Origin of the sequence: Bradyrhizobium sp. AZCC 1577 (assembly GCF_036924575.1) — a bacterium.
Taxonomy (GTDB): Bacteria; Pseudomonadota; Alphaproteobacteria; order Rhizobiales; family Xanthobacteraceae; genus Bradyrhizobium.
In genome coordinates, this window is the sequence record NZ_JAZHRQ010000001.1 from 1,126,853 (window position 1) to 1,153,676 (window position 26,824).

Annotated in this window: 29 protein-coding genes and 1 riboswitch; of the genes, 13 read left to right on the top strand and 16 right to left on the bottom strand. The window is 63.7% G+C overall.

Going from position 1 to position 26,824, the window contains the following annotated elements:
- Positions 1-18 precede the first annotated feature (18 nt).
- Positions 19-1,062 (bottom strand): methyltransferase, encoded by a 1,044-nt coding sequence (locus V1278_RS05185; protein ID WP_334379917.1) that lies wholly within the window; start codon positions 1,060-1,062, stop codon positions 19-21.
- Positions 1,063-1,473: 411 nt separating this feature from the next.
- Positions 1,474-3,768 (bottom strand): TonB-dependent receptor, encoded by a 2,295-nt coding sequence (locus tag V1278_RS05190; RefSeq protein ID WP_334379918.1) that lies wholly within the window; start codon positions 3,766-3,768, stop codon positions 1,474-1,476.
- 113 nt (positions 3,769-3,881) lie between these two features.
- Positions 3,882-4,081, bottom strand: a riboswitch (cobalamin riboswitch).
- Between the two features lie 134 nt (positions 4,082-4,215).
- On the opposite strand from V1278_RS05190, the gene V1278_RS05195 reads away from it, so the two are divergent.
- The 4 genes from V1278_RS05195 (at position 4,216) to V1278_RS05210 (ending at position 8,535) form a co-directional block, all read left to right on the top strand.
- A complete protein-coding gene (locus tag V1278_RS05195; protein WP_334365436.1) occupies positions 4,216-5,259 on the top strand; it encodes a FecCD family ABC transporter permease in 1,044 nt (347 codons plus the stop codon).
- The gene (locus V1278_RS05200) at positions 5,256-6,038 is read left to right on the top strand and encodes an ABC transporter ATP-binding protein (protein WP_334365435.1); all 783 of its coding nucleotides are present in this window, start codon (positions 5,256-5,258) and stop codon (positions 6,036-6,038) included. The genes V1278_RS05195 and V1278_RS05200 overlap by 4 nt, the downstream gene beginning before the upstream one ends.
- Before the next feature lie 93 nt (positions 6,039-6,131).
- Positions 6,132-6,872: an ABC transporter substrate-binding protein gene (locus V1278_RS05205; protein ID WP_334379919.1), complete on the top strand. Its 741-nt coding sequence runs from the start codon at positions 6,132-6,134 to the stop codon at positions 6,870-6,872.
- 418 nt (positions 6,873-7,290) lie between these two features.
- On the top strand, positions 7,291-8,535 hold the full coding sequence (locus V1278_RS05210) for an IS4 family transposase (RefSeq protein WP_334384105.1): 1,245 nt from the start codon (positions 7,291-7,293) through the stop codon (positions 8,533-8,535).
- Positions 8,536-8,575: 40 nt separating this feature from the next.
- Here the strand turns inward: V1278_RS05210 and V1278_RS05215 are convergent, their stop codons facing one another.
- The 10 genes from V1278_RS05215 to soxC form a co-directional block, all read right to left on the bottom strand.
- Complete coding sequence (locus V1278_RS05215; protein ID WP_334379920.1) at positions 8,576-9,616, bottom strand: MBL fold metallo-hydrolase; 1,041 nt, start codon at positions 9,614-9,616, stop codon at positions 8,576-8,578.
- A gap of 123 nt (positions 9,617-9,739) precedes the next feature.
- Positions 9,740-10,201 carry a DsrE family protein gene (locus V1278_RS05220; RefSeq protein WP_442893686.1) on the bottom strand — a complete coding sequence of 154 codons (462 nt, stop codon included), beginning with the start codon at positions 10,199-10,201 and terminating at the stop codon, positions 9,740-9,742.
- Complete coding sequence (gene soxB / locus V1278_RS05225) at positions 10,198-11,946, bottom strand: thiosulfohydrolase SoxB (RefSeq protein WP_334379921.1); 1,749 nt, start codon at positions 11,944-11,946, stop codon at positions 10,198-10,200. Before soxB ends, V1278_RS05220 begins: the two co-directional genes overlap by 4 nt.
- Before the next feature lie 26 nt (positions 11,947-11,972).
- Positions 11,973-12,290, bottom strand: a complete 318-nt coding sequence (locus V1278_RS05230) for a hypothetical protein (protein ID WP_334379922.1) — start codon at positions 12,288-12,290, stop codon at positions 11,973-11,975.
- A complete protein-coding gene (gene soxA / locus V1278_RS05235; protein ID WP_334379923.1) occupies positions 12,287-13,153 on the bottom strand; it encodes a sulfur oxidation c-type cytochrome SoxA in 867 nt (288 codons plus the stop codon). Before soxA ends, V1278_RS05230 begins: the two co-directional genes overlap by 4 nt.
- A complete protein-coding gene (soxZ, locus tag V1278_RS05240; protein WP_057841279.1) occupies positions 13,150-13,461 on the bottom strand; it encodes a thiosulfate oxidation carrier complex protein SoxZ in 312 nt (103 codons plus the stop codon). The genes soxA and soxZ overlap by 4 nt, the downstream gene beginning before the upstream one ends.
- 16 nt (positions 13,462-13,477) lie before the next feature.
- Positions 13,478-13,972, bottom strand: a complete 495-nt coding sequence (soxY, locus tag V1278_RS05245; RefSeq protein ID WP_334379924.1) for a thiosulfate oxidation carrier protein SoxY — start codon at positions 13,970-13,972, stop codon at positions 13,478-13,480.
- Positions 13,973-14,028: 56 nt separating this feature from the next.
- Positions 14,029-14,349 carry a sulfur oxidation c-type cytochrome SoxX gene (gene soxX, locus V1278_RS05250; RefSeq protein ID WP_334369055.1) on the bottom strand — a complete coding sequence of 107 codons (321 nt, stop codon included), beginning with the start codon at positions 14,347-14,349 and terminating at the stop codon, positions 14,029-14,031.
- Positions 14,350-14,408: 59 nt separating this feature from the next.
- Positions 14,409-15,083 carry a c-type cytochrome gene (locus V1278_RS05255; RefSeq protein WP_334379925.1) on the bottom strand — a complete coding sequence of 225 codons (675 nt, stop codon included), beginning with the start codon at positions 15,081-15,083 and terminating at the stop codon, positions 14,409-14,411.
- Complete coding sequence (gene soxC, locus V1278_RS05260; RefSeq protein WP_334379926.1) at positions 15,067-16,311, bottom strand: sulfite dehydrogenase; 1,245 nt, start codon at positions 16,309-16,311, stop codon at positions 15,067-15,069. The genes V1278_RS05255 and soxC overlap by 17 nt, the downstream gene beginning before the upstream one ends.
- A 219-nt stretch (positions 16,312-16,530) precedes the next feature.
- Between soxC and V1278_RS05265 the strand changes: the two genes are divergently transcribed.
- Together V1278_RS05265 and V1278_RS05270 are read left to right on the top strand one after the other, a co-directional pair.
- Positions 16,531-16,920 carry an ArsR/SmtB family transcription factor gene (locus V1278_RS05265; RefSeq protein WP_334379927.1) on the top strand — a complete coding sequence of 130 codons (390 nt, stop codon included), beginning with the start codon at positions 16,531-16,533 and terminating at the stop codon, positions 16,918-16,920.
- 35 nt (positions 16,921-16,955) lie between these two features.
- The gene (locus tag V1278_RS05270) at positions 16,956-17,642 is read left to right on the top strand and encodes a DUF938 domain-containing protein (RefSeq protein ID WP_334379928.1); all 687 of its coding nucleotides are present in this window, start codon (positions 16,956-16,958) and stop codon (positions 17,640-17,642) included.
- Between the two features lie 14 nt (positions 17,643-17,656).
- Here the strand turns inward: V1278_RS05270 and V1278_RS05275 are convergent, their stop codons facing one another.
- Positions 17,657-18,526, bottom strand: coding sequence for a protein-L-isoaspartate O-methyltransferase family protein (locus V1278_RS05275; RefSeq protein ID WP_334379929.1), 870 nt, complete (start codon positions 18,524-18,526; stop codon positions 17,657-17,659).
- A gap of 93 nt (positions 18,527-18,619) precedes the next feature.
- On the opposite strand from V1278_RS05275, the gene V1278_RS05280 reads away from it, so the two are divergent.
- The 4 genes from V1278_RS05280 to V1278_RS05295 all read left to right on the top strand — a co-directional run bounded on the left by V1278_RS05280 (position 18,620) and on the right by V1278_RS05295 (position 22,284).
- Positions 18,620-19,114, top strand: coding sequence for a type II toxin-antitoxin system HicB family antitoxin (locus V1278_RS05280; protein ID WP_334365425.1), 495 nt, complete (start codon positions 18,620-18,622; stop codon positions 19,112-19,114).
- A 135-nt stretch (positions 19,115-19,249) separates the two neighbouring features.
- On the top strand, positions 19,250-20,494 hold the full coding sequence (locus V1278_RS05285; RefSeq protein ID WP_334379930.1) for an MFS transporter: 1,245 nt from the start codon (positions 19,250-19,252) through the stop codon (positions 20,492-20,494).
- A 14-nt stretch (positions 20,495-20,508) separates the two neighbouring features.
- Positions 20,509-20,871, top strand: coding sequence for a nuclear transport factor 2 family protein (locus tag V1278_RS05290; RefSeq protein WP_334379931.1), 363 nt, complete (start codon positions 20,509-20,511; stop codon positions 20,869-20,871).
- Between the two features lie 180 nt (positions 20,872-21,051).
- On the top strand, positions 21,052-22,284 hold the full coding sequence (locus V1278_RS05295; RefSeq protein WP_334379932.1) for an MFS transporter: 1,233 nt from the start codon (positions 21,052-21,054) through the stop codon (positions 22,282-22,284).
- Here the strand turns inward: V1278_RS05295 and V1278_RS05300 are convergent.
- Positions 22,247-22,723: a helix-turn-helix domain-containing protein gene (locus V1278_RS05300; protein WP_334379933.1), complete on the bottom strand. Its 477-nt coding sequence runs from the start codon at positions 22,721-22,723 to the stop codon at positions 22,247-22,249. The two genes, V1278_RS05295 and V1278_RS05300, sit on opposite strands and share 38 nt — an antisense overlap.
- 92 nt (positions 22,724-22,815) lie before the next feature.
- On the opposite strand from V1278_RS05300, the gene V1278_RS05305 reads away from it, so the two are divergent.
- The gene (locus V1278_RS05305; RefSeq protein ID WP_334379934.1) at positions 22,816-23,679 is read left to right on the top strand and encodes a class I SAM-dependent methyltransferase; all 864 of its coding nucleotides are present in this window, start codon (positions 22,816-22,818) and stop codon (positions 23,677-23,679) included.
- Positions 23,672-24,172 (top strand): DUF2938 domain-containing protein, encoded by a 501-nt coding sequence (locus tag V1278_RS05310; protein WP_334365419.1) that lies wholly within the window; start codon positions 23,672-23,674, stop codon positions 24,170-24,172. The genes V1278_RS05305 and V1278_RS05310 overlap by 8 nt, the downstream gene beginning before the upstream one ends.
- 11 nt (positions 24,173-24,183) lie before the next feature.
- Here the strand turns inward: V1278_RS05310 and V1278_RS05315 are convergent, their stop codons facing one another.
- Complete coding sequence (locus tag V1278_RS05315) at positions 24,184-24,678, bottom strand: VOC family protein (RefSeq protein ID WP_334372248.1); 495 nt, start codon at positions 24,676-24,678, stop codon at positions 24,184-24,186.
- A gap of 187 nt (positions 24,679-24,865) precedes the next feature.
- Positions 24,866-25,411: a carboxymuconolactone decarboxylase family protein gene (locus V1278_RS05320; protein WP_334379935.1), complete on the bottom strand. Its 546-nt coding sequence runs from the start codon at positions 25,409-25,411 to the stop codon at positions 24,866-24,868.
- A 163-nt stretch (positions 25,412-25,574) separates the two neighbouring features.
- On the opposite strand from V1278_RS05320, the gene V1278_RS05325 reads away from it, so the two are divergent.
- Positions 25,575-26,759, top strand: a complete 1,185-nt coding sequence (locus V1278_RS05325) for an acyl-CoA dehydrogenase family protein (protein WP_334379936.1) — start codon at positions 25,575-25,577, stop codon at positions 26,757-26,759.
- Positions 26,760-26,824 lie beyond the last annotated feature (65 nt).

A 26,824-nucleotide genomic window follows, 5' to 3' on the forward strand; every position in this document is an offset into this window, starting at 1 on the left:
CATGAGGCCTCCCTTGAGTTACGGCTTACGGCCGATCACGGCGCCGTTTGCGGCGGGTGCGTCGAACCAGACCGTCTCGATGTCCCGGAATCCGGCTTCCTCGAGCCACGCCGAATATTCGGCCGGCGTGTAGTTCCGCCCTTCCGTCTCGATCAGCATGTTGAGGCTCATCAGCGCAGCCGGCGCCGGCCCGGTCTTTTCGTTATTGACGAGAAGCTCGCTGATGACGACTGCGCCGCCGCTCGGCAAAGCCTCGAAGGACCGGCGCAGCAGGGCGCGGTTCTTCGCCTCGTCCCAATCGTGCAGGATCATCGACAGGAGATGCACGTCGTGATCCCCGGGAAGCTGTTCGAAGAAGTTGCCGCCGGCGGTCTCGATGCGGTCGGTCAAGCCGGCCTCGGTAATCTTTCCCGCGGCGATCGCGGCCACATGCGGCAAGTCAAACACGGTCGCACGCAGCGCCCCATACTGTTTGCAAAGCTCGATGTCGTACGCGCCGGATCCACCGCCGATGTCCAGAAGGCGGCGGAAATGACTGAGATCCACGGCTTCGCCGAGCTTGCGCGCGGTCATCGTGGAGAGCGAATGCATCGCCTCCCAGAAGAGTGCCAGCATCGTCGGATCCTCGCCGTCGAACATCGAGGATTGCACTGCCGGGTCCCACGTGGTTGGCCGGTTCGTGCGCAGCGCCTCTGTAAGCCTCCCCCAGCCCGCGTAGAGCCGCTTGTCAGCCATCTGCACGAAGCCACCGAAGTAATACGGTTTCCCGCGCACGAGATAGGCTTCGCTTAACGGCGTATTGCGATAACGGCCGTCCGTTTTCTCCAAAAGCCCGAGTGCAGCGCAGCCGGTCAACAGCATCTCGGCCGGACGTGGATGCAGACCGAGGGCTTCCGCCAGCCCGGCAACCGTGATGCTGGCGCCGCCCGCAAGGCGGCTGAAGAGGTCCAACTCGTGCGCAGCGGCCAGAGTCTTGAAGGCCCAGAAACCGGTCGAAAGCGCCATCAGCGGGACGGCGGAAGGAAGCTCCAGCTTGGGGGCAAGAGTTTTTGTTCGAGGCATTTCGGCCTCCCATGTTCCAGACTAAGGACCGTGGCTTGCATGACCGTGTTGGCGAACATTGCCATCCTAGTATCGTAAGAAATTACAAGACTGGTAGAAGTGCCAATTCATGGATTCTCGGCCAGTCCAATTCTCGTTTGGCGTCGCTGCGCCTTCAGCGGAGCGACGGAAGAAAGCTCGGGCGCGGCGGCAATCGGCTGGACGTTTGCATGCTTGGCCGGAGGCGCTGTCCGCGAAAGCTCCACGCGAATATTCTCACGGGGACAGCGGCAGCAGGCAATTAGTTATGTAAAGCGACCTGCCCCTTTGACCCTTAACGGTCAGGGGCCGGATGGCCGTCGCAACATAACTTCGTGCTCGACATAGTTCGGCTTATGTCGAGTTCGACATAAGCCGAACCGGCTGTATCGGTCAGAACGTCGCGCCAGCCTTCACCATGAAGGTGCGGCCGGGCAGCGGATAGGCCGAGAAACGGCCGGGCGTGAACGAGCTCGCAATGGCGTAGTCGTAATAGAGCGCGTTGAACAGGTTGTTCACGCCCACCGACCAGAAGAAACGATCGTAGGCGCCGCTCAGTTTCAAATCGACGGTGGCGTCTGCCGGAATGCGGCGCTGGGTGTTGGCCTGGTCGTTGTCCATGAAGCGTTCGCTCCAGGCGCGCACCGTGGCGTCGAACACCAGATAGTTCTGCCAGATGTTCCAGGTCACGCCGCCGCTCGCGGTGTAGCGCGACACCAGCGGCACGTCGTTCCCCGCAAACGCACCCTCGCGGAAGACAGCGCGCGTATAGGCGACGCCACCCCGCAGCAGCACGCTGTCGCTGACGCGCAGCGAAGCGCTGGTCTCGGAGCCGTAGCGGCGGGTGGGATCGAGGTTCAAGTTGTGGAACAGCACGGGATTGAAATGGATCTCGTTCTCGAGGTCCATGTTGTAGATGCTCGATTGCATCTGGAAGGCACCGCTCTTGATGCGGAAGCCGCCCTCGATGTCGTGCGAGGTCTGGGTCTTCAGATTGAAGTCGCCGGGCAGCGGGGTGAAGAAGGGGTCGAATGCCGGACCCGAGGCGACGCGCTCGTCCACGGTCGGGGTGCGGAACGCGCGTGCGGCGCGGCCGAACACCGAGAATACGCCATTGAAGCGATGCTCGAGGCCAGCATGCAGCGCATATTGCGTTTCGTTGCTGTCCAACGGGAAGGCCTGAGCGCTGCAGTTAAAGAACATGGCGCAACCGGGCGCGTTGGGGTCGTACCGATCCCGGGCACTCAGGCTGGTATTTTGAATCCTGGCGCCGTAGGAGAAATCCGTCGTCGGCAGCAGACCGACGGTCTGCTGCCAATAGCCCGCCACCGACTGTTGCGACAGATCGTAGATGTGGGTGGGCGGAAGGCCTTTGAACGCCCCGCGTTCCTGGTTGAACGTCGCATCGTAATAATCGATGCCGGTCAGGATCTGTGAGGGCATCCCGAGTATCGAGTTCTTGACACTCAGTCGCGGCGTGATCGACCAGGTCTGCAGTGCCGCATCGTTATAGGTCGAGGAGAAGCTCGGCAGCGGCGAAGCAAACGGTACCGCACCGAAGAAACCGCTTTGCGTATCCTTCTTCCGCACGCCGCCGTCGACGATGAGTTCGGCGCCGTTCCACAGCGTTTTTGTGAAACCGGCGGTGGCGCTGGCGCCCTGCTGATTGCCGTAATCGAACGGCGTGGCGGCGCCCCGGCGGTTCGTGACCAGTTCGTTGAGACCGATCGAGGGATCGACGAAGCGGCCGCCGGGGAATCCGAGCTTTTGGTCGTCACCGGTCACCGTGAGAAAGGCCTTGAGGTCGGGCGTGGAGTAATTGAGATTGCCGACCCCGTTGCGCTGGTCGAGCGCATTGTTTTCCCGATAGCCGTCGGACTTGATTGCGTTGCCATAGAACGATGTCGACCACGGTCCGTAATTGGTCGTGGCCGAGAGATTCGCAAGTCGTTGATTGAACGAGCCGACGCCGGCCTCGCTTCGAATGGCGACTGGTGGGCCGCCGACGCCGTTCTTCAGGACGATATTGATGACACCGCCGACCGCGTTGTCGCCATACAGTACCGCGCCACTGTTGCCGCGGGTGATTTCAATCCGCTCGATCGAATCGCGCGGAATGGTCGAAAAATCGACGCCGGCCATGTCGATGTCGTTGAGCCTTCGGCCGTTGATGAGCACCAGGGTATTTGAGGTCGCGAAAGCGCCGAAACCGCGGAGGTCGACGCTGGTCTTGGCGCCGTTGACGCCGCCAAACAGGCTAGTCAGTTGCACGCCCGGCGTTTGCGCGATGATTTCCTGCAACGTTTGTGCGGGCGAATGCGCGATCTCTTCGGCGGTAATAACGGTCGACGCCGTGCCGACGATGCCGGAGAACTGCCGTCCGCCGCCTGCGCCCGCGCCTTGCGGGGCGCTTTGCGATGCGACGTTCGAGCCGGTCCCCGCCGCAGGTCGCGTGCCGGTCAACGGCGCAGCCGCGGGCACGATGCGGCGCGAGGTCGATCTTTCATCGTAGGTCGGTTTGGCGCGGGTCCGGTTCGCGTCAGTGGGCGAGGTTACCTCGATCGGTGGCAGTTGCTCGGGCGCCGTTTGCTGCGCCTGTGCGCCGGAAATGCCAAGCGAGATGGGTATCAGGAAGCTGCTGGTGAGCCAAAAGCGGCGGCGCCGCGTGGCTGTGTTGGTGAAAGACATGACTTGGACCTCGGTATGACGTCAGTGGCACGTCACAGCGAACCAAGTCTCACCATGTGCTTTCAGCAACTCAGGTGAAGCTAATGTCTGTACTCCCCGACCGACATCTTCGCGTGTGACCACGGCTGACGGCAGGTCTCCTGGCTCGCGGGTCGTTACCCCATCGTCGCCTTCCCAGGACCGAGATGCCCAGTGGCTTATGACGAAGGATTCGCCGCTTACAGTTGCGGGGGCAGCCGCGGAATTGGGGGATTTCCCCGCACCGCATTCCCTTTTGATCCCCAAAACGGGAACCGTCGGGAACTATGGTAGAAGTTTGTCAAAGTCCGAGTCAATGCGCCCCGGGGCGTCCGGCGATCCTCACTGGACGAGTGCGCTATTTTTGCCGCATGAGCACGCCTGCCCGCCACCTGTACCGGGGCGGGTAAACCTGCTTTAGGACGATCGATGAGTGTTGAGGCCGTAACCGTGACCAATGAGGAAGCCGCGCGCCGGCGGATCGGCACGACGGCAGCGCTTGCTGCCCTCGTGGTGCTCTTGATGCTGATCTCGCTCGGTATCGGTCCGGTGCGGCTGTCGCCGCTTGCGGTGGCGGAAGCGCTGTTCGGCGGCGGCAGCGAGGTGGCGCAGGTGATCGTGCGGGAAATCCGCCTGCCGCGGACGCTGCTGGCGCTGGCGATCGGCGCCATTCTCGGGCTGTCGGGCGCGTCGCTGCAGGGCTTGCTCCGCAATCCGCTGGCCTCGCCCTCGCTGTTCGGCGCGCCGCAATCGGCCGCGTTCGGCGCCGTGCTGGTGATTGCGCTCGGGCTCGCCGACGTGCGCTCCTATGCGCTCCCGGTCGCGGCGATCGTCGCAGCATTCGCGTCGGTGTTCGTGCTGCTCTCGATTGCCGGCCGCAACGCCGGGCTGCTGATCCTCATTCTGTCGGGACTGGCGATTTCGAGCTTTGCAGGCGCTGCCACCGCGCTGGTGATGAACCTCTCCAGCAATCCCTTCTTGGTGCTGGAGATCGCATTCTGGCTGCTCGGCTCGCTGGAGGATCGTAGCTTTCAGCATGTAATGCTGGCATTTCCCTTCATCATTGCCGGCGCCCTGATGCTGTTCAGCCAGCGCCATGCCTTTCGGGCGCTGAGCCTGGGCGAGGAAACCGCGCAGAGCCTTGGCGTCGATGTGGGGCGTCTGCGGCTGTTCGTGATTTCGGGCGTCGCGCTCGGCGTCGGCGGCGCGGTCGCCGTCACCGGCACCATCGGTTTCATCGGCCTGGTTGCGCCGCATCTGATGCGGCCCCTGATCGGCCATGACCCCGGGCGTCTGCTGGTCCCGAGCGCACTCGCCGGCTCGGCGCTGCTGCTGGCGGCGGACATCGCGGTGCGCATCATTCCCTCGACGTCGGACATCAAGGTCGGCGTGCTGACCTCGATCATCGGCGTACCGTTCTTCCTCTATCTGATCATGCGCGAACGCCGCGCGCTCGGTGGAGGCGTCGCATGAGCGAGGCGGCGCTACTGACCGCAACGGGGATCGGCGTGCGGCTTGCCGGCCGCGTCGTGCTGAAGGACGTTTCGCTGGCGCTGTCGGCCGGACACCTGGTGGCGCTGGTCGGCCCGAACGGCGCCGGCAAGACGACGTTGTTGCGAGCGCTGGCCGGCCTAATCCCCTCCGAAGGCGAGATCGCGGTCGGCGGCGATGCGCTGGCCTCGCTGCCGCTCCGCGAGCGCGCCAAACGCTTCGGTTATCTGCCGCAGGGGCATCTCGTGCATTGGCCGCTGCCGGCGCGCGATATCGTGGCGCTCGGCCGCTACCCGCATGGCGCAACCGATCCGGCGCGGCTGTCGCCAAAGGACGCCGAGGCCGTGCTGCGCGCGATGCAGGCGGTCGACGTGATGGAGTTCAGCGATCGCCGCGTCACCGAGCTGTCCGGCGGCGAGCGCAGCCGCGTCGCGCTGGCGCGTGCGCTGGCGGTGGAGGCGCCGATCATCCTGGCCGACGAGCCGACCGCCTCGCTCGATCCGCGGCACCAGATCGACGTCATGAAGAATTTGCGCGCGACCGCGGACAAGGGCGTGCTGGTCATCGTCGTGACGCACGATCTCGGGCTTGCAGCCCGATTTGCCGACCATGTGCTGGTGCTGAAGGAAGGCAATCTAGTGTCGTGGGGCACGCCAGGCGAGGGGCTATCGGAGCGGGTGATGGCGGACGTGTTTCGGATCAGCGCCTATCGCGCGGAATATCAGCACGAGGCGGTCATCGTGCCCTGGGCGGATATCTGATGCGACGGTTCGGCTTTCTTGTCGCGATCGCCGCGTTGGCCATGTCAGGCGGCGCAGTATTCGCGGCCGGCCCTCCGCGTATGGTGTCGATGAATGTGTGCAGCGATCAGTTTGCTGCTGACACTGGCCGACCCCGAGCAGATTTTGGGCCTCAGCCGCTTCGCGCGCGACGGCTGGCAATCGCAGGCGGGCGACATCAGCCGCTATCCGGTACTGTCAGGCGCGGCCGAGGACGTGCTGCTGCTCAAGCCGGACATGGTCATCGCCAGTGCGTTTGACAAGCGCTCAACGCGGGAGCTGTTGAAGGCGAAGGGCCTTCATCTTGCCGAGCTCGCCGTGCCGCGAAACCTCGAAGAAGCCCGCGCGCAGATCCGCGAGGTCGGTGACATGACCGGGCACCCCGATCGCGCGGCCGCCGAAATCGCGCGGCTCGACGCCGCGCTGGCGCGCGCCCGCCGTGCCGCCGCCGAGCGGCATTATCGCGTGCTGCCGCTGTCGCGGCGCGGCTGGGTGGCGGGCAGCGACAGCTTTCTCGGTTCGCTGCTGAGCGAAGTCGGGCTGCGCAGCGCCGCCGGCGATCTCGGCTTTACCTTCGGCGGATTTGCCTCGCTGGAGGCGATCGTTTCCCTGAGGCCCGACTTCGTCGTGGTTTCGAACGCCGGCGATTATGCGCGAGACGACGGCCAGGCGTTTCTGGTCCATCCGGCGCTGGAGCGCTTCTACCCGCCGGAGCGGCGCATCGTGATTCCGGAGCGGCTGACCGAATGCGGCGGCGTCATGTTGGCCGATGCGCTGGATGCGCTGACGGCGGAGTTGAAGCGGGTGGGGCGGTGATGTCCGGGTAAAACTGGGGCCGTCGTCCCTGCGAACGCAGGGACCCATAACCACCAGCCTACATTGTTGAAGCGCAGCCGTCGCCCCTTGTGCCCTTTGCGCGGGCCGCGGTGTATGGGCCCCTGCGTTCGCAGGGGCGACACGTTGAGAGGTTCTCGCCTCTATCCCGTTGTCCCTGCGTTCGCACTAGGGCATCTACACGTCTTGGGGACGCGACAGATTGACTCGGGGCGGCATGATGTGCGTTCGCCGCAGCGTTTTGTATGATTCTCTCTCTGGCGCTTTGATTCGAAGGAGCGCCAGAGATGCAGCAGGAACCGGATTTGTCCCTGGGTAAGTTTGGAGACGTTCGCCTCGATAAAAGGGGGCGGCGCTTCTCCGGGCTATGCTTTGCACGCGCAGTGTCTGTTTGCGCCAGATGGCGCAGGGCAACTGGGCCGCGAACATGGCGTTCTGGCGGTTTGTGAACAATCCGCAAGTCACGATCGACAAGCTGATTGAAGGCTGGAGCCTGCAGACGTCGATGGCGGTCAGCGGGCGTCATGTGCTGTCGATCCAGGACACCAGCGAGATCAACTTCCACACTCGTCCGGGACATCGGCGCGACTTGGGCAAGGTCGGCAAAGGCAATGCTCGCGGCGTGCTGCTGCATGCCATGATGGCGGTCGATGCCGATAGCGGGGTCTGTCTCGGGCTCACCGGCGGTGAGGTGTGGACGCGCAAGCGCAAGGCCAGGATCGCTCACGAGAAGCGCGCCTTGGCCGACAAGGAATCGGCGCGCTGGGTGACGACGGCTAAGCAAGGCTGCGAGGTTCTGGTCGCTGCTCGTATGATCACCGTCGTCAACGACCGCGAGGGGGATTTCTTTGCTCACTGGTCGCTGACACCCGCTGACAATGTCCACCTCCTGTCGCGCGCCATGCACGACCATGCGCTGGTCGATGGCGGCACGCTTTATCAGGCAGTCGAGCGGGCCCGCTTCTGCGACAAGGCGGTGATCGATCTACCAAAGCGAATGGATCGCCACGGTCGCCAGGCCCACCTCTCCATGCGCCTCGGAACCGTTGTGCTCAAACGACCGCAGCGCCCCGGCGTGAAAGACCTGCCACAGGGCGTCAAAGTCAGCTTCGTGGAGGTCGTCGAGTTGCACCCCCCGAAGAGCGCCAAGCCCATTCATTGGTTGCTCCTGACCACTCATCCGGTCGTCACCGCCGCCGATGCCTGGCGGATCGTCTCCTGGTACAAGCAGCGCTGGATCATCGAACAGCTCTTTCGCTCGCTGAAGAGCCAGGGTCTGCGCATCGAGGATAGTCAGCTCGACAGCGCTGAAGGCCTGATCAAACTCGTGGCGATCGCCACCAGAGTAGCATGTATCGTCATCCAGCTCGTTCAAGCCCGCAATGGCGGCGAACAATTGCAGGTCGAATTTGTGTTCACGCCGGACGAGATCGAAGCGCTCAAGGCCATCAACAAAACCCTGAAAGGCCGCACCGAGCTCCAGAAGAACCACCATCGCCCCAACACTGTCGCCTGGGCGGCATGGATCATCGCAAAGCTCGGCGGATGGACCGGTTACGCCTCTCATCGCCCACCTGGACCAATCACCTTCCACATGGGAATGGCTCGCTTCCAACTCCTCGTATATGGCCCGGCAAGCGTGTAGATGCCCTAGTGCGTTCGCAGGGACGACGACACCATAAAGACTACTCGTGCACCACCGGCCCACCTATCTTCTTCCACGCGTCCAGCCCGCCTTCGATATGGGCGGTGTTGGCCAGCCCCGCGTTCTTTGCCGCGGCCACCGCCATCGCCGAGCGTTCGCCGAACGCGCAGAAGAACACGACCCGGCGGCCGGTGGCGGCGGCGACTTCGCGCAGCATGCCGCCGGGCTTGAGGCTCTCGGCGATGCCGGGGTAGGGCGCATGCAGCGCGCCCGAGATGGTGCCATGCTTGGCGCGCTCGCTGGTCTCGCGCAAATCCACCAGCAGGATATCGGGCCGGCCAAGGCTCGCAATCGCGTCGCGCGCACAGAGCGCGAGTCCCTGCTTGGCAAGCTCCTCCTGGTGCAGGCCGACATGCATGTTGGCGGGCACCGCGACGTCCATCATCTTGGGGTTGGGCAGCTTCAGGTTCGCCATCAGCTCGATATATTCGTCGACGCTGCGTACCTGCAGCCGTGGATTATAGCGGCGCTCCTCGCCGATGGTGGAAACCGTGTCGCCCTTGTAGTCATGGGCGGGGAATACCAGCGTCTCGTCCGGCAGTTTCAGAAGCCGGTTGAAGATCGATTCATATTGCGCCCGGGAAGAGCCGTTCTGGAAGTCGGTGCGGCCGGTGCCGCGGATCAATAGCGTGTCGCCAGTGAAGACGCGGTCGCCCATCAAATAGCTGTAAGAATCGTCGGTGTGGCCGGGCGTGTACATGACATCCAGGCACAACCCCTCGATCGTCACCTTATCGCCCTCGGACACCCGCATCGACACCACGTCGGCCTTGCTCTGCTCGCCCATGATGGTGATGCACTGGGTGCGGTCGCGCAATTCGCCGAGGCCGGTGACGTGGTCGGCGTGCAGATGGGTGTCGACCGCCTTCACCAGCCGCAGATCGAGCTCGCGCAGAAGCTGGCAGTAGCGATCGGCCTTTTCCAGCACGGGGTCGAGGATCAACGCCTCGCCGCCGGCGCGGCTCGCCAGCAGATAACTGTAGGTGCCGGACACGCTGTCGAAGAGTTGACGAAAGATCATGGCTACACGTCCGCGTTAACTCAGGTTCGATCAGGGCCGGACGTAGCTCCAGCCCGCTCCTGCAATTCCATCCACTTTACCACGCCTGAGGGCGCGATGAAATTACGGCTCGCTCGCAGGCGGTCACGGCCGTACCAGCGTGTACCCGTTCTCCGTCAGAAACAGAATTTGTGCGACGCCGACCTGCACCGGCGTGGCCGCGGCGATGAACTCCGGCCGTTTGCCGGCCTCGCGTTCGAGCGTATCGACGGTGTTGAGGCAGACGTCGAAACGCGCGCCTTGCGCGACCAGGCTCTCGACCATCTTGCGGTTGGGATTTTCCGGGCGCAGCAGGTCGATGCCGGGGCCGAACGCGACGACCTCGATCGCCACCTTGTCGGGATCGTAATGCTTCATCAGGTTGCTGGCGACGCTGAGCACGAGGCCCTGCTTGCGCGGATCGTTGTCGGAGAGCTGCAGCACGATTTTGTGCTCCGCGAACGGCTTGTCCTGCAGTGGCGCCTGCTGGGCACGGGCCTCGGGCGCGGCGGTTGCGATCAGAAGCGCCGCGGCCATCGCGCGAAGGATGGTCGAAAAGCCCGTCATGCCTGTCCCGCAATGCCCGGATTGCCTTCAACGCCTTTCAGCGTTACGCCCGGCGGCGAGCGGTTGGGCGGTTTGCCCGACCTCAGATACCTTGCGACCACATCCCAGACTGGCGCGCCGGTCTGTTCGTTGACCGAGGCCCAGCCCGCCACTCTGTAATGCTTGTCGGCCTCCAGCGTGCGGCCGTTGTCGAGCTTGAGTTCGGAAATCCGCTTGCCCACGGTTTCAGTCGGCGTGCAGGTGTAGGCGAGCCCGCCGACGCGGACCATGTCGCCGCCCTGCTGGTAATAGGGGTCGGTGTTGAAGAGATTGTCGCAGATGTCTTCCAGCACGTCCTTGATCTGGCCGCCGGTCATGGTCTGGACATAGGTCTCCGGATAGGTGACGGCGGTCTGCGCCATCACGTCCTCCATCGTCAGCGGCTGGCCGGCCAGCGCCGTGGTACCCCAGCGAAAACCCGGCGACAGCGCGATCTCCGCGTTCAATTCGCCGAGCAGCGCGTCGCAGATCAGTTGATCCATGCTGCCGCTGAAATTGCCGCGGCGATAGAGCAGTCGGTCGGCTGCTGCGATCTTCTCGTTGAGCGTGGCCGCATAGGGCTCGCGAGTCTTGTCGATCAGCGCCTGCATCGCCGGATCGGGCTTCAGCAATTCGGAAAACACCGGCAGCAGCCGGTAGCGCACATCCTTGATTTTGCCCTTGCCGATGTCGAGGTCGAGCACCGCCAGAAACTTGCCGTTCGAGCCGGCATTGGTGACGAGCGTGGTGCCGCCTGCGTTGGTGACGGCAATCGGCTGCGGCACGGCGTCATGGGTATGACCGCCGAGAATGACGTCGATGCCGGTGACGCGGCTGGCGAGCTTGAGATCGACATCCATGCCGTTGTGCGAGAGCAGAATGACGGCGTCGACCTTGTCGGTGTTACGATGCGTATCGACGAGTTTCTGCAGCTCCTCGTCGCGGATGCCGAACTTCCAGTCCGGCGTAAAGCGCTTCGGATGGGCGATCGGCACGTAGGGGAACGCCTGTCCGATTACGGCAACTCGATGGCCACCGATTTCCTTGATGACGGATGGCTTGAACACGCGCCCCGATGCCGGGTCGAACGCCTTGGCGTCATTGAAGGCGGCTTCTTCAGTGAGATAGACGTTCTGCGCCAGGAATTCGCCCTTGAAGCGTTCGAGGTTGGCGCGCAGCGCCTTCTCGCCATAGGTGAATTCCCAATGGCCGGTCATCGCCTCGATGCCGAGCAGGTTGGCGGCCTCCACCATGTCGACGCCACGCATGGTATTAGCGAGACCGGTGCCCTGCCAGAGATCGCCGCCGTCGAGCAGCAGCGAGCGGCCGGAGCCGGCTTCGCTCCGCATGCGATCAGTCAACGTCTTCAGATGCGCGAAGCCGCCGAGCTTGCCGAACCGGCCGGCGGCCTTCTCGAACTCGATGCAGGTGAAAGCATAGGCATCGGCACTGTCCGGGCGGATGCCGAAGCGATCGAGAAAGGCGCGTCCGACCAGATGCGGCGGGTTGCCCTGCATCGGTCCAACGCCGAGATTGACGCTCGGCTCGCGGAAGAACACCGGCCGAAGCTGCGCGTGCGTATCCGTGATGTGCAGGATGCGTGCATTGCCGAACCGCTCGAGGTCGTAAACGCCTGCGTTGTCGGCGCCGCGCGCCAGCCGTGGCAGGCTGCCGGACAGGGTGGCAGCGCCCGCTAGCGTCAGAAAATCGCGGCGGTGGATGGTCATGCGGGTCTTCGCGCGTCGTAACGGTGTCAGCGTATTTCCAGATCCTTCCAGCGGGTCTTCTCGCTGGTGGCCTGGAAGATCGAAGCTTTGGCCAGCGCCTCCGCTTCCTTGGCCGACGCGGTGGCCTTATCGAAATCACCCGCGTCCGCCGCCCTCTTCGCCGCCGCCAGCGTGTTCGCCGTGGTGGTCCATTGGTTGCGTAGCTTGCCGGCCTCCTTGTTGGCGGCTTCAGCCGCGGCGTAGGCTGCCTTGAATTCGTCCTCGGAGCCCAAGGCGAGCGCGGGCACAGCACCCGCGGCAAATAGCGCCAGAACTAATGCGGATTTCTGTATCAAGTTCCTCATGGCCGCGCTCCCGGACCTGAAATCGGCAGTCCGTTGCTGACATAGGACAGGTAATATTCGACGTTGCGATATTCGTCGTCCTGCGGGCTGAGCGGCACTGCGCGGATCTGGCTGTTGCAGGTGGTGAAGCGCCGGCTGGTAGTGCCCATGCCGCTCCATTCCGAGCGGTAGATCGGCATCGCGTTGACGATGCCAAGCGCGGGCGCCAGGATTTCGGCGCGGATGCGCTCGCCCGGGCTCTGCACATGGCAGGTGGCGCAGGAGAAGTTGAGCTGCCCGCGCCGGGTGTAGAAGTATTCCTTGCCGCTTTCGTAAGCCGCGAGCGCGCGCGGATCGTTCGGGATCTTGATGTCCATCGGCTTGCCGCGCGAGGTGAAGGCCATGTAGGCGGTCAGCGCCGCCATTTCGTCCTTCACATAGGAGAACGGCGGTTCGCCATTGGCCTCGCGGCAGCGGTTCAAGGCCAATTCAAGCGTGATGACCTTGCCTTCCTTCTCGTCGAAGTAAGGGTAGTTCTGGCGGATGCCGATGCCGCCGTTCGGGAAGCAGTCCGCATAGGTCTTGCCGTTCTTGAACGGCTTGGAGAACATCTCCTTGCCCATTTCGAGCGAGAACTCGTAGGGCGGGAACTGTTCCTTCTCCTGCCACTGCCGATAAAGGTCCTCGTTCATCGAATAGGGGCCGTTGACGAAGTCCTCGAACTTTACCTTGGGAAATTTGTCTCTGAAGAACTTCTGGAACGCCTTGGCGTCGGCGACAGGATCGATCTTGTCGTCAGCTGCCAACAGCGGCGCGCCCGCCAGCGTCAGCGCGGCCAGCGCAATCGTGGCGGATGCCAGAAAGATCGCGGATCGCAGCTTCATTGGATCTTCGCCGTAGTGGTGTCGGTCGCGCCCTTGTTATCGACCCAACTGATCTTCAGCTCGTCGCCCTTCTTGGCTCCCTTGAACGCGAACTTCACATAGGGGTCCTTGGAGATACCACCGCCCCAATCGGCGGCGAACACGTTCTTGCCGTCATGCTCGAAGGTGAGCTGCTGGATGAAGTGCGGCGGAATGGTCTCGCCCTTGGCGTTCTTGACGAACCCGGAATCCATCGGGTGCTGGATCAGTGCCTGCACCTCGGTGATATCGCCGTTCGAAGAAGCGCGCACGCGAATGGTGGATGCCATGTGAGTTCTCCCTGCCTTAACCGCCGCAACCGCCGACAGTGACTTTGACTTCCTTAGAGGCGCTGTAGAGCTTGCCGCCGGCTTCCACCAGCACGGTCACGTTGCTGGTCTTGGCCATCTTGATGCGGTTGGCGACGCTCGGCAGCGTGCCGGCCGGGATGTTGTACTTTGCGATCAGCACGTTCGGATTCTCGCTGACGAGGAACGCAACCGAGGTTACGTCGGCAAGGGTTGTAGAGACCGAGATCGGCACCACGGCGCCGTTCTCGGCGATTTCGGGCGCGTCCATCTTGACCTTGTCCGATGGCTCAGCGGTCTTGCCGTAGAGCGTCTTGATGACGTCGGCGTCACTCTTCTGCTTGAACGCCTCTTCCGGGTATTTGTCGTTGGCCGTGGCGAGCGCCGGCGTCAGGCCGAAGGGAAGGTTGCCGAGGCCGATGAGCGCGACTGCGCCTGCACCCTGCAGGATCAGTCGCCGCGTGGCCGAAAATCCAACATCAGTCTTATTCATCGAAAATCTCCTAAAGCCTGCGTTGGCACGTCACAGGCTTGATCTCTCGTCTTGCGTTAAAGCGTCTGCAGGAAATCCACCACCGCGTCGATTTCCTTCTCGGTCAGAATCCGATTCCGTCCGAAGGGCGGCATCACGGTGAGCGGATTGCGCAGGGTCTCGTCGTTGAGGATGGCGACGAGATCCTCGCGCTTCGGATATTTGCTCTTGATGTCGACCAGTTCGGGCCCGATCGTGCCGGGAAGGTTGCCGCCCTTGATGACATGACAGGTCAGGCAATTGCCCTTGCTGCGGTCGAAGGCCAGCTTGCGGCCTTCATCCACCGCGGACTGCGCCTGCGCGGCGCCCGCGGACGCCAGAGCGACGAGCAGCGCCAACGCCGGAAGCTTTGCGGATTTCGTCGGAAAATGATCGGTCACAGGCGTTTCCGTAATTTCTACTTCTGTTGCATCGTGTCGAGCGGCCCGGTCGTGCGCGGCGTCAGATTCCTGCCCTCAGCCGTCGACGATATCCTGACATCGGCGGCGTTAACGCAGTCGTTCATGCAGGGTTTTGTCATCGTATCGGGGCGCGGATCGGTCCAGATGAAATTGTCGCGATTGCGCATTTTGACTTTCGGCAAACTGTTGCGATCGGCAACGAATTCATGGGGAACGAGATCGTTCAGGTTCAGAATATAGGCGGTCAAAGCATAAACGTCATCCGCTGACAATGTGTGCGGCGCCTGCATCGGCATGGCGCGGTTAATATAGTCCCACAGGGTCGGGGCGAATGGCCAGTAGCTGCCGACCGTCGGCTCCGGGCGCTCGTCCCGGAGCGAGCCGACGCCGCCCACCAGCTTCGGAAACCGGCCTTCGCCTTCGCCGAAGGTTCCATGGCACGCCGCGCATTGTTCGGCATAAACCTCCGCGCCCCGGTCGACGGTGCCCTTGCCGGACGGCAGGCCCGTTCCGTCCTCGCCGCGCACGTCGATGTCCCATCCGCCGATCTGCGCCGGCGTGGCCACGCTGCCGTAACCGAACGAGCCGGGTTCGGCCGCGCCGGCGAGGCTTGCGGCGCAGGCAAGCAGAATGGCTATGATCGGCAGGCAAATCTTATGCGAGCTGTACATTGAAGACGCTTCCGTCGGGCTTGACCTGCCAGGTCTGGATCGAATTGTTGTGGTAGACCGAGTTTGAGCCGCGCTGTGCGCGCAGTTGTGCAATTGTCGGCTGCACATAACCGGTCTCGTCGATAACGCGGGATGCGACCAGCGCGGGCCGGCCGTCCCAGCGCCAGGGCAGGGTGAATTTCGTCAGCGCCTTCGACAGCACCGGCTCGTGCAGCCGCGCGGTCTGCCAGTTGACGCCGCCGTCCATGGTGACATCGACGCGCTTGACCTCGCCGTTGCCGGTCCAGGCCAGTCCCCGGATTTCATAGAGGCCGGGCCCATCGAGCGGCTTCTCGGGGCAGGGAAAGGTGACGACCGATTTGGCGTCGATCAGCCAGGTGAAGCCGCGCGAGGTGCCGTCCGGCATCAGGTCAGTGTATTTCGAGGTTTCCTCGCGGGTGTGCCACGGCTTTTCGCCGAGCTTGATCCGGCGCAGCCACTTGATGTTGACGTTGCCTTCCCAGCCTGGCACCACCAGCCGCAGCGGGTAGCCCTGTTCGGGCCGTAGCGCCTCGCCGTTTTGCGCGTAGACCACGAGGCAATCGTCGAGGCATTTGTCGAGCGGCAGGCTGCGGTTCATATGCGCGCCGTCGGCGCCTTCGACCATCGCCCACTTCGCCTGATTTTTGATGCCGGTTTCCTCCAGCAGCGTCGACAGTTTGACCCCGGTCCATTCCGCGCAACTGACCATGCCGTGGCTGAACTGCAGCGAGTTCATCTGCGCGGCGCGCCAGTTCATGCCGCCATTGGCCGGGCATTCGATGAAATGGATGCGCGACACGGACGGGAAACGCATGATGTCCTTCATCGTGAGAAGCAGCGGGCGCTCGACGAGGCCGTGGATCATCAGCTTGTGCTGCGCCGGGTCGATATCAGGGCGGCCGGCGTGATGGCGCTCGAAGAACAATCCGTTCGGCGTGATGATGCCGTGCAGGTCCTGCAGCGGCGAAAAGCTCACTGACGATTCCGCGCTCGCCGTCAACCAGGGCACGTTGCGGCGGATGACGGAAGCTTCAGTATCGGCCGGGCGGCCGTAGGGCCGGTCGACCACGCCGGCGCCGATCGATTGCGACCAGGGCGCGTCTGCGGGTGGAGACTCTTGCGCCGGGTCCGCTATGGCCTGTTTGCCGCCAACGGCAAGGCTGCCGGTCAGGGCTGCGCCGAGGCCAAGAAAGCGGCGGCGTCCCATCGGGATATCCGGGGCGGCGGGATCGGAGAGAACAGCTTTGCTGCGTAACGGGTCTGGCCGCACGTTTTCTTCCCCTTGCGGCCGCATCGCCGCATCATTTTTTGCTTTTTGCAACCGGTATCCACATTTACTAATTTAGTCAATGCTAAAGAATGGTCGACGCGCTAGTGTGTTATGTGTGCTTCGCAGGCGCGGAAGAACGATACCGGATTTGCAGTGATGAGAGCAGCCGCCCCGGCAGCCCAAGCGACAGAGCAACAGACTACGCAAGAGACCGCCTTCGCCGCCGGCGCCGACGACGCGGCGGCGCTGAAGAAGCTGGCGAAGCAGGCCGGTGACGCCGCGCAGCTCCTGAAGATGCTCGCCAATGAAAAGCGTCTGCTGATCCTCTGCTTTCTTGCCGTGCGCGGCGAGATGACGGTGGGCGAGCTCGTCACCGTCGTGAATCTCAGTCAGTCCGCACTGTCGCAGCATCTGGCGAAATTGCGCGCCGACGGCCTGGTGGAATTCCGGCGAACCTCGCAGACGCTGCATTATCGCGTTGCCGACACGCGCACACTGCGTCTGCTTGGGGTGTTGAAGGAGATTTTCTGCGGCGATCTGAAGTGACGCTGCGCCACTGATTTGTCGGGGACCGAACTGCGATGGCTGAGCATGTGGCGGAATTCGGCAAGGATGGCCGGCCGGTCGAGCCCGACGGCCGGCTCGACGCGGCGGCATTCCACCGCAACCACGAACCGATCTGGGCGGTGCTGCAAAAATTCCTCACCGGCAAATCCGGTGACGTGCTGGAGGCCGGCAGCGGCACCGGCCAGCATGTGGTGCATTTCGCAAAACACACGCCCGACATCACCTGGTGGCCGAGCGATCTCAATGAACGACATCTCAGGAGCATCGAAGCGTGGCGCACGCATGCCGGCTTTCCGAACATTCGCTCGCCGCTGCGGGTCGATCTCGCCGATCCAGCCTGGTGCCCAGCGATGCATGACGGCAGCGGACCGGGCAAACTGCTGGCGGTGTTCTGCGCCAATGTGATCCACATCGCGCCCTGGCGCGTCGCCGAGGGCCTGTTCGCCGGCTCGGCGCGCTATCTCCGCGATGACGGACGGCTGTTTCTCTATGGCCCGTTCAAGCGCGACGGCAAGCACACCGCGATGAGCAACGCCGTGTTCGACACCAGCCTGCGCGAGCAGGACGCCGAGTGGGGCGTGCGCGATATAGCCGACCTCGAGCAACTCGCCGCAAGCGTTGGCCTCACGCTGGTCGAAACCGAGCGGATGCCCGCCAACAACATGATTCTGACGTTTCGGCGATTGCACGGGTCAGCGTAGGCGCTTTCCGCACATCATTGATAGGCGAGGCAGCACCCAACTCCGCGAAGCCAGCAGCGCTCATCCGGAATGGATTGGTCGCGGTACAGTCGCGTGACTTTCTGCCAGCCGCCACGGGCAAAAGCTTCGGCGAGAGCTCGTTCGGACGCCTCGTCGCGGCTGCCGGCGCAGGGGAAGATCGCAACTGGCGAGATCCAGTTTGCAAGATAGTCCGCAGCTCTTCGCTCAATTCGGAACACTGCGCCGGCACTCGCCATGCGCTCTGGCGTAGTACCGCCAAATCCCTGATCTGACGTCATCGGCACGATCAGGCGGCCGCCATCGGCAAGGCCGTCGAGCCAGCGCGTGGCGGGTCGTGTGCAGCCGGCATTGACATAGATGACGTCGGCGGCATCGAAGGGCACCTGTGCGCCGTCGCCCTCGATCACGGCGACGTTCGCGTAGGGCGCCAGGCTGGCTCTGGCGCGGGCCGCGAGGGCCCCATCATATTCGATGGCCGTAATCCGCCCTGACGGTCCGACCAGATGTGCGAGGATGGCGGTGTAATAGCCTGCGCCCGTTCCGACATGCACCACGTGCTCGCCGATGGCGGGTGAGGCCTGGTGAATGAGATGGGCGTGCAACGACGGCTGCCCGTTGTTGACGCCCCGCTCGGGCACGAGCGCGACCAGATCGTCGGTATAGAGATAAACGGGATCGGCGTCGGGTGTCGAAACGTAGTCGCGTAGCCAGCGCCGCACCAGCCACGGACCGCGCCCAAGAAAGTCCTCGCGAGGAATGGTCGCAAACGCCTGAGCCAGGCGCGCATCGGCAACGCTTGCAGCAGCAAGGACCTGCTTGGCGTAGGCCGCACGAATGATGCGGAGTTCGGCTTGCGCGTCCATTTTGCCTCTCCTCCTGGATCATGTTAACATTGATGTGTGATTTGACACACCATCTTGTGTGTTAAATAGCACAACTACCATGGGGAAGCCAGAGTGAAGAAGCGGCTCTATCCTGCAGTGCTGGAACGCGGTCCGCGCGGAGCGCTCGGCGCGTGGTTTCCCGATTTTCCGGGTTGCGTCGCTGGCGGGCGATCGCAAGAAGAGGCGATCGAGAAAGCGGAGGCCGCGCTGGCGCGAGCGGTGGACGAAATGGCGGAGCAGGGCAGGTCGCTACCGGAGCCAACGCCGATCGAACAGATCGCGCTGCCGAGGGGTGCCGACGTCGTCGCCTACTTCATTGTCGGGGTCGATCCGCCCGATCCGTCCGAACGCGTGAACGTCTATCTGCCGAAGAGCCTGATTGCGCGGATCGACAAGCGCGCCACGGAGCTTGGCATGAGTCGTTCCAGCTTCTTCGGCTTCGCTGCCACGATTGCACTTGATTGGAGTCCGGGCTTTCCGCATGGTGGCCTTGGGCATCCTCGTTCGAAGGTCCACAAGACAGGCGCGGTGCAAGCTGGGAAACGAGCAGGCAAGAAGCGGTCGTGATACGACAGTTGCTTGCGCCCGTCGCATAGCGCGCGCCCGTTTGCGTCGGTTGATCGCGCCGCCCCGTGTCTTCATAGTGCCTGCGGAATCAATCAATGAGGCTCCCGGCCCGGGGCCTGCCGGGCGGGAATGCCGATGCTGGATACGACAGCCACCGAACAGGTATCAAACGACGCTCGCGCGCGCGCCAACGTGCTGCGGCTCGCCGCGGCGCAGGCGCTGACCGGCGCCAATTCGGCGGTGATTTTCGCCACCGGTTCGATCGTCGGCGCGACGCTGGCGCCGACCATCTCGCTCGCCACCGTGCCGCTGTCGATGTACGTGCTGGGGCTCGCCGCCGGCACGCTGCCGACGGGCGCGATCTCGCGCGCCTATGGCCGCCGTGTCGCGTTCATCATTGGTACCTTCTGCGGAATCCTCACCGGTGCGCTCGCCGCCGCCGCCGTTCTGTACGCATCGTTCTGGCTGTTCTGCTTCGCGACTTTCCTCGGCGGCCTCTACGGCGCAGTCGCGCAGTCCTATCGCTTTGCCGCCGCTGACGGCGCCAGCACAGCGTTCCGGCCGAAGGCCGTCTCCTGGGTGATGGCCGGCGGCGTGTTCGCCGGCGTGCTCGGTCCGCAACTCGTGCAGTGGACCATGGATATCTGGCCGCCTTATCTGTTTGCGTTCAGCTTCGTGGTGCAGGCGTTCGTCGCACTGGTGGCAACGGCGGTGCTGTGGGGCGTCGACGCGCCGAAGCCGGCACCGTCGGACATGCATGGCGGGCGGCCGCTGTTCGAGATTGCACGGCAACCGCGCTTCATTGCCGCGGCGCTGTGCGGCGTGATTGCGTACCCCATGATGAATCTCGTCATGACTTCTGCGCCGCTCGCCATGAAGATGTGCGGGCTCACGGTGAGCGATTCCAATTTCGGAATCCAGTGGCACATCGTGGCGATGTACGGCCCGAGCTTCTTCACGGGCTCGCTGATCGCGCGTTTCGGCGCCCCGACAATCGTGGCACTTGGCCTGGCCCTGGAAGCCGCCGCCGCCGCGATCGGCCTTTCCGGCATCACCGCGCTGCATTTCTGGGCGACGCTGATCGTGCTCGGCGTGGGCTGGAATTTCGCGTTTATCGGCGCCTCGGCATTGGTGCTGGAGACGCATCGGCCGCAGGAGCGCAACAAGGTGCAGGCGTTCAACGATTTCCTGATCTTCGGGATGATGGCGCTGGGGTCGTTCTCGTCCGGCCAGTTGCTGGCGCATTACGGCTGGTCGATGGTAAACATGGTGGTGTTCCCGCCGGTGCTGCTCGGCCTTGCGGTGCTGTCGTTTGCGTCATTTGCCAAGCGTCGCGCGAAGTTGCAGGCGGTCAACGAGATTCCAGGTCCGAGTGTCTGATTACCGGAGGTCCCATGCCGTCGCGCGCCCGTCTCGATGAGTTCATCGCCGCCGTCGTCTCCGGCGATCATGCCGGCGCGATCGAGCGCTTCTACACCGAGGACGCCAGCATGCAGGAGAACGCCGCGCCGCCACGGGTCGGCCGCGGCGTGCTGGTGGCGCATGAGCGCGCGGTGTTGGAGCGGGTCAAAAGCGTGACCTCGACCTGCGTGACCTCGATCGTCGAGGGCGACCATGTCGCGATCCACTGGATTTTCGACTTTGTCTTTCATTCAGGCAAGACCGGCCGGTTCGACGAGGTCGCCTTGCAGGAATGGCGCGGCGACCGCGTGTTTCGTGAGCGGTTCTTCTACGATCCGTCGAAGCCGGCGGCCTAGTGACATCTGCTGACATTTCGGCCAGCACCGAAGCAATCGGCTTGCGGGTCTGCTAACCTTCTCCGCCATGGCCGGGCTTGTCCCGGCCATCCACGTCTTTGACCGCTGCAGGAAGGACGTGGATGCCCGGGACAAGCCCGGGCATGATGACGTGAGAAATAGCAAGAGAAGCAAACGACGTTGGACGCTCGCAACTACGCCACCATCGATGAGACCTCAATCCGCTACGACGGCTGGCGTATCGTCGTCGTGTGCTTCCTGCTGGCAACCTTCGGCTGGGGGCTCGGCTTCTACGGCCAGAGCGTCTATGTCGCCGAGCTGCAGCGGCTGCACGGCTGGCCGACGTCGCTGATTTCGTCCGGCACCACGTTCTTCTATCTGTTCGGCGCCGCGCTGGTCGCCTTCGTCAGCGAAGCCATCAAGGCGGTCGGTCCGCGCAACTGCCTGATCGCAGGCACGTTGGCGATGGCCGTGGCGGCCGTCTCGATCGGCCAGGTGCGCGAGCCTTGGCAGCTTTACCTCGCCAATGCCGTGCTGGCGTTCGGCTGGGCCGGCACCAGCCTCGGCATCATCACCAATACGCTGGGGCTGTGGTTCGACAACAAGCGCGGCATGGCGATCAGCCTGGCGCTGAATGGCGCGAGCTTCGGCGGCATCGTCGGCGTGCCGCTGCTGGTGACCGCGATCGGCTATTTCGGTTTCTCTGGCGCGATGATGGCGTCGGCCGTCGTAATGGTTGCGTTGATGGTGCCGGTGATCCTGCTCTTGGTCGGACGGCCGCCGCTTCACTTGAGTACGGGCGGGTTAGAGGCTGCCGACGCGCCGTCGCCGACGCAAATTCGCGCACGCGCCTTTCGCGACATCGGCTTTCTCTCGGTGTCGTCGGCGTTCGCACTGGTGCTGTTCGCGCAGGTCGGCTTCATCGTCCACCTGATCGCGTTTCTGGATTCGGTGATCGGGCGGCAGCGCGCGGCGATTGCGGTGGCACTGTTGACGGCGATGGCGGTGGTCGGTCGTGTGCTGTTTTCCTTCGTGATCGACCGGATGAACCAGCGGCTGGCGTCCTCGCTGTCGTTCGTCAGCCAGGCGGTGGCGCTGCTCATTGTCATCAATGTGCATAACGATTACGTGCTGATCGCAGGCTGCGCGCTGTTCGGCTTTTCCGTCGGCAACCTGATCACATTGCCGGCCCTGATCGTGCAGCGCGAATTCGACCCGCGTTCATTCGGCGTGCTGGTCAGTTTGATCACGGCGATCAACCAGATCACGTATGCGTTCGGTCCCGGCGTGGTGGGATTGCTGCGGGACCTGTCGGGTAGTTACGCGCTGCCGTTCTACGGCTGCATCGGAGTCGAGCTGACGGCGGCGGTGTTGATCATGATCCGCGGGCGCGGCCCTGCTCGCGTCCAGTAGCGGCGAACGATTTGCGCGGCGGCCGCCGCGTCTTGCTTTCGCCAATAGCGCCTGACGCCGCGGCCCGCAGCAGGCGGCGGAAGGTGGGACACTCCATGTGGCTCGGGGCGGGGCAGGCGGCGGCGTGGCGCAGGCCGTCGCGCATGGCGTTGAGCTTGCGGATCGTCCGCTCCAGCTCCTCGGCCTTGGCCGCCAGCATCCGCCGGTCGATGCGCGGCCGGCCGTCGGGTGCGAACATCCTGGCGATCTCATCGAGCGAGAAGCCGGCGGCACGCCCGAGCGCGATCAGCGCCAGTCGGTCCAACACGGCCGGATCGAACATCCGGCGAAGGCCCCGCCTTCCGTGAGAGGCGATCAATCCCTTCTCCTCATAGAAGCGCAGGGTCGAGGCGCGAACGCCGGACAATCGAGCCGCCTCTGCGATATCGATGTCTTTCATGCCTTGACCTCAAGTTGACTTGAACTGGCAGAGTGCAGCCATCCGCGCCCATTTGGCAAGCCAGGAAACAGCTCCAACAAAAGGAAGAGATCATGAATGTCGCGCAGCAGCCAGATGACGAACAGGCAAGACTATGGAACGGCCCCGCCGGACGTGGCTGGGTCGAGGCACGGCACGTGCTCGAGGAGATGTTCAAGCCCTTCGAGGATTTGCTGGTCCAGGTGGTCGCCGAGGCCGCAGCGAGCTGCGTGCTCGACGTCGGCTGCGGCACGGGTGCCACGACGCTCGCCGTCGCCCGGGCACTCGGTACCAAGGGATACTGCACGGGCATCGACCTCTCGGAACCGATGATCGCCGTGGCACGCGTCCGAGCGGCGCGGGACGGCCAGCCTGCAAGCTTCATCTGCGCCGACGCCGAAACACACGCCTTCGCGCCCGCAAGTTTCGACATGATCATTTCGCGCCTCGGAGTCATGTTCTTTGCCGACCCGGTGCAGGCGTTCGCCAATCTGCGCCAGGCGGCACGGCCTGACGCGAGGCTGCGCTTCATCGCCTGGCGGGGTGCGGCGGAAAATCCATTCATGACGACGGCCGAGCGGGCCGCAAAGCCGTTGCTGCCCGACCTTCCCGCGCGTCGAGCCGAAGGGCCGGGGCAGTTCGCCTTCGCGGACCGGCGCCGAATCGAGACCATTTTGGCGGCGAGCGGCTGGACAGCGATCGACATCCGGCCGATCGATATCGTCTGCAGCTTTCAAAAGACGGAACTCGCCCGCTACGTCGGCTGGCTTGGACCGGTCGGCCTGTTCCTTCAGGGGGCGGATGAAGGCACTCGTGCACGGGTGATCGAAACCGTCAGCACCGCCTTCGAGCCTTATATGCGCGGGCCAGCGGTCTCCTTCACCGCGGCGTGCTGGATGGTGGCAGCGCAGGCTCCAACGGAGGCCATGCATGACTGAAGCGGCAGATTATCTGACATCAGCGGTGCTGATCGGGGCGGGTGCAACCGTCGTGATGGACATCTGGACGATGATCCGGCAGCGGCTGCTTGGCATTCCGTCCCTGGACTATGGTCTGGTGGGCCGCTGGCTCGGCCACCTTGCGCGCGGGCGCCTGCGCCACGACCGGATTGCCGCGTCGCCGCCGCTGCGGGGCGAACGACTGATCGGCTGGTCAGCGCATTACCTGATCGGGATTGTGTTTGCCGGCGTGCTGCTTGCGTTCTTCGGCCTCGATTGGGCGCGCGATCCGACGATCGGCCCGGCACTGTTGGTCGGGATCGGCAGCGTGGCCGCGCCGTTCCTGGTCATGCAGCCCGCCATGGGTTTCGGCATTGCCGCGAGCCGCACGTCGCATCCAGCAGCCGCCCGACTGCACAGTCTCGTCACGCATGCGGTGTTTGGCGGCGGTCTCTATGCCGGCGGCTGGCTTACGCACCTGGTGCTACGGTGAATCGCATTGGCCTACGCCTCCCGCTGCCGCAGCAGATCCTCCAGATCCAGCCGCTTGGTGAACATCGCGAGCGATCCGTCGGGTGCGCGGGGCCATTCTTCTTTCGGCCGGTCACGATAGAGTTCGACGCCGTTCTGGTCGGGGTCGCGCAAATAGAGCGCCTCGCTGACGCCGTGGTCGCTGGCGCCGTCGAGCTCGATGCCGGCCTGGATCACGCGGTAGAGCGCATCCGCCAGCGCTGCGCGGGTGGGATAGAGAATGGCGGTGTGAAACAGGCCGGTGGTGCCCGGCGGCGGCGGATGGCCGCCTTTGCTTTCCCAGGTGTTGAGGCCGATGTGATGGTGATAACCGCCGGCCGAAATGAATGCCGCGCCAGAACCCATCCGCTGCATCACCTCAAAGCCGAGCACGCCGCAATAGAAGCCGAGCGCGCGTTCGAGATCGGCGACCTTGAGATGGACATGCCCGATCCGCGTGCCGGCGACGATAGGTGGGGATTGGGGCATGTTGTGACTCCGTTTGGAAGCTTGCGTGCCCCGGATGCTGCGCAGCGCGTCCGGGATCGCGCTTTGCGCGACTCCGGCGGTGCGCTGCTAGGCCGGGGCCCATGTTGCGCGCCGAGATGGGTCCCGGCTCTGCGGTGCACCGCTCGCGCGCTGCACCGCGTCCGGGACACGTAGGCGCCGATCTTCATCACACAAGATCCGATACCTCGCCGTCCGGCAGCCCGAACTCGAACGTGTTCAGCGTCATCGAGACCATCGTGTAGTAGCCGCACAATCCAATGACCTCGACAACGCCACGCACGGTGAGCACCTTCACCGCCTCATCGTACAGTCCCTGCGACACGCCATGGCCCTCATGCAGTGACTTGGCGAGATCATAGATCATCTGGCCCCTGGGGTCATCGAAGGTGGGCGTGCGACGGTCGCGGATGTCCTCGATGATTTTCGGGTCCATGCCACCCTTCAGCGCCAGGCGCTTGTGCGCATACCATTCGTAATGCGACGTCCAGTGCCGCGCAGTGACGAGAATGGCAATCTCGGAAAGCTTTGCCGGAAACATCGTGTTGAAACGCAGTTGCTCGCCAAGCCGCGTGGCGTGCCGCGCCATCTCCGGGCTATTGAGCCAGGCCATCATCGGTGCCGGCGGGGCGCCGCGCTTGCCGGCGATGGCCTCGTCGTAGGTTTCTTTCTGGTCGGCGCTCATTTCGCCAGGCGAAAGCAACTTCAGCCGCATGCCGGTTTCCTCTTGTTTTTCAATCGTTATCGCCTAGCGCATACACCCGATCGGACAGCGTGACCACCGCCAGAGCGGCATGGGCTGATGTCAGACATATATTGAATTCCGCAACGCGAGGGCTAAGGTCGTGTCCAAACATTCCCACATGGAAACGCCTGATATGTCCGATCTGGAAACATTCCGCCGTGAAACCCGCGCCTGGCTGGAGGCCAATTGTCCGCCGGAAATGCGACGGCCGATGACCTCCGAAAGCGACACCTACTGGGGCGGTCGCAACGCCAAATTCTCCTCCGAGCCGCAGCGCGTCTGGTTTGAGCGGATGCGCGACAGGGGCTGGACCGTGCCGGATTGGCCGAAGGAATATGGTGGCGGAGGGCTGGAGCCTGCCGAGCACAAGGTGCTGCGCGAAGAAATGGCGGCGATGGGCGCGCGCTCGCCGCTCTCGAGCTTCGGCATCTGGATGCTTGGGCCGGCGCTGTTGAAGTACGGCACCGAGGCGCAGAAGAAGGAACATCTGCCCAAGATCGCCGCGGGCCTGATCCGCTGGTGCCAGGGCTATTCCGAGCCGAACGCCGGATCGGACCTCGCCTCGCTGCAAACCCGCGCCGACAGCGACGGCGACGATTACATCATTAACGGCCAGAAGATCTGGACGTCCTATGCGAACTATGCCGACTGGATCTTCTGCCTGGTGCGCACCGATCCCACGGCGAAGAAGCATGACGGCATCAGCTTCATCCTGTTCGACATGGCCTCAAAGGGCGTCTCGACAAAGCCGATTCTTCTGATCTCCGGTTATTCGCCGTTCTGCGAAACCTTCTTCGACAATGTGCGGGTGCCGAAATCGCATGTGGTGGGCCAGGTCAACCGCGGCTGGGATGTTGCAAAATATCTGCTGCAGCATGAGCGCGCGATGATCTCGGGCACTGGAGAGCGCGGCATCGGCCGTCCGCTCGGGCAGGTCGCCGCCGACTCCGTCGGTAGCGATGATTCCGGTCGGCTCGACGATGCAATGCTGCGCAGCCAAGTTGCGGCGTTCGACATCGACGAGGCGGCGTTTGCGGCTGTGGCCGAACGCGCGATCGATCTCGCCAAGGCCGGCCAGTCGCATCCGGCGTTCTCCTCGGCGATGAAATATTACGGCACCGAGCTCAACAAACGCCGACATGAAATCCTGATGTCAGCCGGCGGCATTGATTCGCTGGAATGGGAAAGCGAACGCTCCAGAGGCGGCGCCCGCCCGCGCGCCTGGCTGCGCACCAAGGCCAACTCGATCGAGGGCGGCACCAGCGAGGTGATGCTCGGCATCGTCGCCAAGCGCATCCTCGATCTGCCGGGGGCATAGCACCGCCTCCTCCGTCGTCCCTGCGAAAGCAGGGACCCATAACCAGCGCTGTCTGAGTACTGTGA